At 49.8% G+C, this 6,550-nt stretch carries 9 protein-coding genes and 1 pseudogene; all 10 read left to right on the top strand.

What is annotated here, in order from left to right; genetic code table 11:
• The first annotated feature begins 97 nt into the window (after positions 1–97).
• Positions 98–571, top strand: a complete 474-nt coding sequence (locus EFBL_RS12850; RefSeq protein WP_096182519.1) for an 8-oxo-dGTP diphosphatase — start codon at positions 98–100, stop codon at positions 569–571.
• A 63-nt stretch (positions 572–634) separates the two neighbouring features.
• On the top strand, positions 635–1,582 hold the full coding sequence (locus EFBL_RS12845) for an ROK family glucokinase (RefSeq protein WP_096182518.1): 948 nt from the start codon (positions 635–637) through the stop codon (positions 1,580–1,582).
• A 100-nt stretch (positions 1,583–1,682) separates the two neighbouring features.
• On the top strand, positions 1,683–2,555 hold the full coding sequence (gene rapZ, locus EFBL_RS12840) for an RNase adapter RapZ (RefSeq protein ID WP_096182517.1): 873 nt from the start codon (positions 1,683–1,685) through the stop codon (positions 2,553–2,555).
• A 3-nt stretch (positions 2,556–2,558) separates the two neighbouring features.
• The gene (gene mgfK, locus EFBL_RS12835; protein WP_096182516.1) at positions 2,559–3,791 is read left to right on the top strand and encodes a gluconeogenesis morphogenetic factor MgfK; all 1,233 of its coding nucleotides are present in this window, start codon (positions 2,559–2,561) and stop codon (positions 3,789–3,791) included.
• The gene (gene whiA, locus EFBL_RS12830) at positions 3,742–4,692 is read left to right on the top strand and encodes a DNA-binding protein WhiA (RefSeq protein WP_096182515.1); all 951 of its coding nucleotides are present in this window, start codon (positions 3,742–3,744) and stop codon (positions 4,690–4,692) included. Before mgfK ends, whiA begins: the two co-directional genes overlap by 50 nt.
• Positions 4,674–4,931, top strand: a complete 258-nt coding sequence (locus EFBL_RS12825) for an HPr family phosphocarrier protein (RefSeq protein ID WP_096182514.1) — start codon at positions 4,674–4,676, stop codon at positions 4,929–4,931. The genes whiA and EFBL_RS12825 overlap by 19 nt, the downstream gene beginning before the upstream one ends.
• A 5-nt stretch (positions 4,932–4,936) precedes the next feature.
• Positions 4,937–5,236 carry a hypothetical protein gene (locus EFBL_RS12820; protein WP_096182513.1) on the top strand — a complete coding sequence of 100 codons (300 nt, stop codon included), beginning with the start codon at positions 4,937–4,939 and terminating at the stop codon, positions 5,234–5,236.
• A gap of 155 nt (positions 5,237–5,391) precedes the next feature.
• On the top strand, positions 5,392–5,985 hold the full coding sequence (locus EFBL_RS12815; protein WP_096182512.1) for an STAS domain-containing protein: 594 nt from the start codon (positions 5,392–5,394) through the stop codon (positions 5,983–5,985).
• Positions 5,986–5,996: 11 nt separating this feature from the next.
• The gene (locus EFBL_RS12810) at positions 5,997–6,215 is read left to right on the top strand and encodes an STAS domain-containing protein (RefSeq protein WP_231705796.1); all 219 of its coding nucleotides are present in this window, start codon (positions 5,997–5,999) and stop codon (positions 6,213–6,215) included.
• A pseudogene (locus EFBL_RS21330) lies at positions 6,215–6,532 on the top strand (ATP-binding protein); the annotation flags it as partial. The gene EFBL_RS12810 and the pseudogene EFBL_RS21330, both read left to right, overlap by 1 nt.
• Positions 6,533–6,550: the final 18 nt, after the last annotated feature.

The raw sequence follows: 6,550 nt of genomic DNA, 5'->3' as shown, positions 1-6,550 counted from the left end.
TTTTTTTTTTTTTTTGCCCGGATCATCCGTATGACTGCTGCCGGATTGTTTTGCGGGGACTCACATGGTATTCTTATGACGGCAGGAGTTGATTACTATGCAAATGGTTGCGAATTGCATCTTGCGCCGGGGCGACCAACTGCTGATGCTGCAGAAACCGAGACGCGGCTGGTGGGTTGTGCCTGGCGGCAAAGTGGAAACGGGCGAATCGCTGTATGAAGCGGCGATAAGGGAATATAGGGAAGAGACAGGGTTAACCTTGGTGCAGCCGGAACTTCGGGGAGTTTTTACTGTTTTGCTGGAAGAAGGAGGAAACCTGGTCAATCATTGGATGTTGTTTACCTTCTATGCGGAGTCTTTCACAGGCCGCTTGCACAAGGTTTGCGAAGAAGGGCATCTGGAATGGGTCGGAATCGACACGCTACAGAAACGTCCGATGGCAGAAGGTGACAGAATTTTCCTTGCACATATCCTTGAACATCCGACTCTTCTCACCGGGAAATTCACTTATACACCCGATTATGAACTCCTTGAATGGAAACCGGAGAGCTCGATGCCTGTTCTCAGATAATCAGCCGTGACAAACGGCATTTTTTACTATAAAGGTGAATTTATCGGCAGGAGGCAACTTGTTATGGCCCGAAAAGTTGTGGCAATTGATGTGGGCGGCACGTTCCTGAAAGCGGCTGCTGTTACCGAATCGGGACAAATTGTGGCCAAAGAGCAGTGGCAGACGGAAGCAGAAAAAGGCGAAACGGCCGTGCTGGATCGAATGGCTGGAATTGCGAAGGCAGTGTCGGAGAAAGCGGAATGGAATTGGGAAGACGTGGCGGGTGTGGGTCTTGGAGTGCCGGGTTTTCTTGATTTTGATAAAGGACTTTGTGAAATGTCTCCCAACCTGCCCTGGAAGAATGTGTTTATCGTAAAGGAAATGGAATCCCGTCTGGGAGTCCCGGTTAAGTTTGAAAACGACGCAAATGCTGCGGCCCTTGGAGAAGCTTGGGTTGGAGGCGGAAAAGGTCATCGCCACATGATTATGGTTACTCTGGGTACTGGTGTCGGGGGAGGAATTGTGATCGGCGGCAAGATTTATCGGGGAGCCAACGGCATGGCTGGCGAAATCGGCCATCTGACAGTGGAACCCGACCACGGTGAGCTTTGCAACTGTGGTCATATCGGATGTTTGGAGACCATTTCCTCTGCAAGTGCGATTCTCCGGGCGGCCAAGAAGCGCATTGAAAAAGGAGAACCCACTTCATTGAGGGAGGTCGGCAACCTAACGACGAAAGACGTCTTCCAGCATGCGGCTGCCGGGGATCCAGTCGCCGCAGAGGTGATCGATTATGCGGTTCACAAATTGGGCTATGCTCTGGCTTTGCTTGGGAACACGTTGAATCCGGAAGTATTTGTTATAGGAGGAGGACCTTCCAAAGCGGGAGACATCCTGTACAAACCTTTAAACGGGTATTTTAAAAAATACGCACTGAAGCGGGTCATCGAAGCGGTCAAAATCAGTTCCGCAGAACTGGGGAATGACGCGGGAGTCTTGGGAGCCGCAAAATTGATCCTGGGTTCCTCATAGGAGCAGTCCCCCTGCAAAGTGAAGAGATCGACCAATCAAAGCCCCGGTTCATTTTTGCTATAATTTAGAGTAAGCGCATGGGATATGGGAGATGGTAGGTATGCATCCATCCGTTAAAGTACTAATATTGACGGGATTGTCCGGGGCCGGAAAATCGGTTGCCTTGCAAAGCCTTGAAGACCTGGGGTATTTTTGCATCGACAATTTGCCGCCCGCCCTTATCCCCAAATTGGGGGAGCTTGTTCTGCAATCGGACGGGAAGGTGTCGAAGGTGGCGCTTGTCTGTGACCTGCGAGCCCGGGCATTTGACAAGGAATTGTTTGAAGCGGTCAAGGAACTGGAAGAACGCCATCAACAATTGGCCTGTCAGGTACTGTATCTGGAAGCTGATGACGAAACTCTTGTCAATCGGTACAAGGAAACCAGGCGGCGTCATCCTCTGGCTCCGGACGGGCGAATCACCGAAGGCATTTCCAAGGAACGAAAGAAACTGGAGGAAATCCGCGGGAGAGCTGACTGGATTATCAACACCAGCAAGATGAAACCTTCCGAGTTGAAAGCCATGATTACGGAACGGTTTACCGACTCGGATACGCGCAGGCTTCATATTCATGTCATCTCATTCGGGTTTAAGCATGGAATGCCGATTGATGCAGATCTGGTGTTTGATGTCCGGTTTCTGCCAAATCCGCATTATGTGGAATCTCTCAGGCCCTTGACCGGCAAGAATCAGGAAGTTTACGACTATGTAATGAAATGGCCCGTAACACAGCAGTTTGTCGAGAAATTGACCGATATGGTCGATTTCCTGCTTCCTCATTTCGAGAAGGAAGGGAAACAGCAGGTCGTGATTGCAATCGGATGTACCGGAGGACAGCACCGTTCGGTCTCGATCGCCGAACTTCTTTACCGGCACCTGCAGCAGAACGATTCGGTCGTCGTCACCCACCGAGACTGCGCAAAGGAACGATAACCGATGGTAAAAAAATGGTGGTTGCTCGCCTGGACATTGTGCGTGTTTGGACTGGGCCTGATAACGGCGGGAGCGGGTCTGCATTCCGTTACAGGTCAAGCTTCCGTAATTGGACTCGCCTGTCTGCTGGTCGGCTCCGGTCTGTTGGCGCTGGGTTGGTGGCGGGATGAGCAAATTGGAAGGAAAGAGATGTTGGCGAAATTTGGCCGCCCCAAGCTTGTGGTCATCGGCGGGGGCACCGGGTTGTCCGTCCTGCTTCGAGGACTTAAGGAATACGACGTGGACATTACGGCGGTGGTAACCGTGGCTGACGACGGAGGATCATCCGGCAGGTTGAGATCGGATTTCGACATGCCGCCCCCGGGTGACATCCGTAGCTGTCTTGTAGCACTGGCCGACACGGAACCATTACTGGAAAAGCTGTGGCAGCATCGTTTCAAAACGGGAGAAGGGCTGGCCGGACACAGTTTTGGCAACTTGTTTATCGCAGCCATGACGGACGTAACGGGCGATTTTGAAACAGCCATTCGTGAGACATCACGAGTTTTGGCAGTCCGCGGACGTGTCCTGCCTGCGGTCAGCCGGGCTGTAATCCTGAAGGCCCATATGACCGACGGGAGCGTCGTAGCTGGCGAGTCGCAAATCCCTACGGCCGGCAAAAAGATTCGCCGGGTGGAAATTGAACCGGCCGATGTGACACCTTTGCCGGAAGTAATCCAGGCGCTGCAGGAAGCGGATGCGATCATCACCGGACCGGGCAGCCTCTATACGAGCATCCTGCCAAATTTGCTGGTGCCGGGGATTGCGGATACAATCCGGGCATCCAAGGCAAAAAAGATCTATATCTGCAATGTAATGACACAGCCTGGAGAGACGGACAACTATTCAGCCGCCCAGCATGTAAAGGCAATCTATGATCATGTAGGACCGGGGCTGTTTGAATATGCATTGGTGAATTCGGCCGCAATTCCTCCGGCTGTGATTGAGCAGTACCGGGAGAAACAGGCGTCGCCTGTCGTGGCAGATACCTGGAACCTTCAACAAATGGGGCTTAATGTAATAGCCCGCAACTTTTTGCACTATGCCATCTATGCCCGGCATGATGCAAAGCGCATTAGTGAGCAGATTTTGTCCATCCTGACAAAGGACCTAAAGAAAAGACAAACCGGTTTCCGGGGGGCTGACCATGTCGTTTGCGTCCAGAACGAAAAAAGAATTGACCCAACTGGAGACTAAGGCGTGCTGCCAAAAAGCTGAACTGTCCGCCATGGTTCACCTGAACAGCACCGTGGTGGAAGCATCCGGTCGGCCGATTCTTGATATTTCCACCGAGAATGCAGCCATAGCCAGACGCATCTACACTTTGGTGCGAAAGATTTTTGGTGTGCATGCGGAAGTCCTGGTGCGCAAGAAAATGCGTCTCAAGAAAAATAATGTGTACATGGTGCGCATCCCTTTTCAGGTGGGGGAAATCCTCCGACAATTGAAAATCGTGGAAATCGGTGTACAATATAAGCAGAATATCGATCCGGAACTGATTGCCAAGCCTTGCTGCAAACGGGCATACTTGAGAGGAGCGTTCTTGGCGGCGGGATCTGTCAACGATCCGGAAAGCAACTCCTATCATCTTGAACTGTCGCTGGACGGAGAAGCGTTGGCAAAATCCTTGCTGAACCTGCTTAATGAATTCCGGCTAAATGGCAAGATGATTGAACGCAAAAAAGTGTTTGTGCTGTATCTGAAGGAAGGGGACAAAATTATTGAGTTCCTGAACATCATCGGGGCTCACCAGGCACTGCTTCGCTTCGAGGACGTCCGGATTCTGAAAGATATGCGCAATCAGGTCAATCGCTTGGTCAATTGCGAAACGGCAAACCTTAACAAAACCATTCATGCCGCAGTACGGCAAATTGAAAACATCCGGTTGGTGGAGCAGTTGATCGGTCTGGACAAATTGCCGCCCCATTTGAAGGAAGTGGCGGAGCTCCGGTTGAAATATCCGGATATCAACCTGAAAGAGTTGGGTTCGATGCTGGCAGGCAATGTATCAAAATCTGGAGTGAATCACAGATTGCGCAAGTTGGAAGACATGGCTGAGAAACTTAGGGAGGGAATTGTATGGCCGAAAAATCAGTAACAGTGAATTTGCGTGCAGGACTTCATGCAAGACCGGCAGCGTTGTTCGTCCAGCAAGCCAACAAGTTTACAAGCGAGATTTTCGTTGAAAAAGCCGGTAAGACAGTCAATGCCAAGAGCATTATGGGCATTATGTCCCTGGCGATTTCCAAAGGTTCCGAAATCAAGATCAAGGCGGAAGGATCTGACGCGGACCGGGCAGTGGAAACTCTGGCTGAGATGGTGTCCAAGGAAGAATAGAGGCCATGAACCCGTTGGATTGGACCCATATCTGGGATGATTATGAAATGATGATGTATGTCGGAAAGGATGACACCGGGCAGGAAAAGATCTTCATGCAGGTGTCAAGGATCATCCGGACGGATCAGGCAACCGAACAAGAGATCCTTTATGACAGGGAGATCGGATTCCTGAACCCGGACATCATTCGGGGGGTGGACCGGGATGCATGGGAGGAAAAGCAGCTCCGATGGTTCCTTGAGACTCATCCCGATCTGGTGGAACGGGAGAAAACGTTCCTGAAAGAATGGGAGAAGAGCCGTTAAGGCTCTTTTTTCAATGGTTTGATTGAACATGGTTTCCCGTATTGACGAATACGGGGTATTTGATTAATAATAAATATTTTATAATATTGACGGGGAAAAAGTTGTCATATAGATTTGAAAGTGTGGAAAGGTGATAGAAGCAGGAGGTGTCCAATTTGCAAGAGGTTGTGTATCAAGAGGGACAGAGTTTCAAAGAGTTTGTGCATGCGAATCTGCAGCGATTCGAAGAATTGTTCAAAGAAGATGCACACAAAACGTTTGAATACATTGTTTCTCTCGAAGAGGATGAGGATCCTTGGTCGGTCTTCCAAACGATTCATACTCTGCTGGAGTTAATGACGGATGATCGCCAGCACGAACTGGCCCTGTTTGCGAAAGAACGGGGCAAATCGGGCGCGGCCAACGACCATCCATTAATGTTTATACTGGAATTGATTCACTCGTTTCGTAATGTGTATTGGGATTTATTGTACCATTATTATCAAAACTTGCATGTGGAGCAAGAAGAACTCTTTAAAGTCGAAAGAAAAACGAACCATGCTCTGGACACGTTTATCAAACATTATGTTTCTTCATACACCGAACATAAAGACGAATTGCTTCGATCCCAGCGGGAAATGATTGATGAGTTGGCCGTTCCGGTGATTCCCTTGTCCTCAAACGTGGCGGTTCTCCCAATAATCGGCACCGTTGACACCTATCGGGCGAAAAAATTCAGGAAAAAGCTCTTACACAGATCTCGGAGTTGAAAGTCAGCCGGGTGATCATCGACTTGTCCGGTGTTGCGTATATGGACACTGCGGTTGTCGGGCATTTGTTCCGGATTGTGGAAGGAATCGCCCTGTTGGGATGCAAGGCGGTACTTACAGGAATTCGGGCGGAAATTGCAAATACGATGATCGAGATGGGCATCACCATCACTGAGAAGGTCACCACGAAAGGAACCCTGCAGCAGGCACTGGAGGATTACGGTTTGTAATGCTTGGCCGTACTGTCAATATTCGTACGGAAGATGATGTTTATCATTCTTTGAGTGTAATTCGCAATATCATGGAACAAATGAATTTTTCCCAATTGGACCAGCAAAAAGTTTTGGTTAGCGTATCGGAGTTGATAAGGAATGTTCTTGACCATGCAAACGCAAAAGGGAGCTTTTCCTGCGAAGTAATCGACAAGGGGATCAAGTTTATCGTCAGTGACTGCGGCCCCGGAATCCGGAACATAGAGGACATTTTGGATGGCAAGAAACAGCCCGGTTCCCGCGGTTTGGGGTTGGGCTTGTCAGGCGTGAAGCGTTTAATGGATGAATTTTAT

The organism is Effusibacillus lacus (genome assembly GCF_002335525.1).
Taxonomy (GTDB): Bacteria; Bacillota; Bacilli; order Tumebacillales; family Effusibacillaceae; genus Effusibacillus; species Effusibacillus lacus.
The sequence above is the reverse complement of the archived record's forward strand: the minus strand, read 5'-3'. Positions and strand labels throughout refer to the sequence as shown.

Excerpts from the sequence above, each read along its gene's own strand:
- whiA (WP_096182515.1), top strand. The coding sequence starts at position 3,742 with ATGTCGTTTGCGTCCAGAACGAAAAAAGAATTGACCCAACTGGAGACT.
- EFBL_RS12850 (WP_096182519.1), top strand. The coding sequence starts at position 98 with ATGCAAATGGTTGCGAATTGCATCTTGCGCCGGGGCGACCAACTGCTG.
- rapZ (WP_096182517.1), top strand. The coding sequence starts at position 1,683 with ATGCATCCATCCGTTAAAGTACTAATATTGACGGGATTGTCCGGGGCC.
- EFBL_RS12845 (WP_096182518.1), top strand. The coding sequence starts at position 635 with ATGGCCCGAAAAGTTGTGGCAATTGATGTGGGCGGCACGTTCCTGAAA.
- EFBL_RS12825 (WP_096182514.1), top strand. The coding sequence starts at position 4,674 with ATGGCCGAAAAATCAGTAACAGTGAATTTGCGTGCAGGACTTCATGCA.
- EFBL_RS12820 (WP_096182513.1), top strand. The coding sequence starts at position 4,937 with ATGAACCCGTTGGATTGGACCCATATCTGGGATGATTATGAAATGATG.
- mgfK (WP_096182516.1), top strand. The coding sequence starts at position 2,559 with ATGGTAAAAAAATGGTGGTTGCTCGCCTGGACATTGTGCGTGTTTGGA.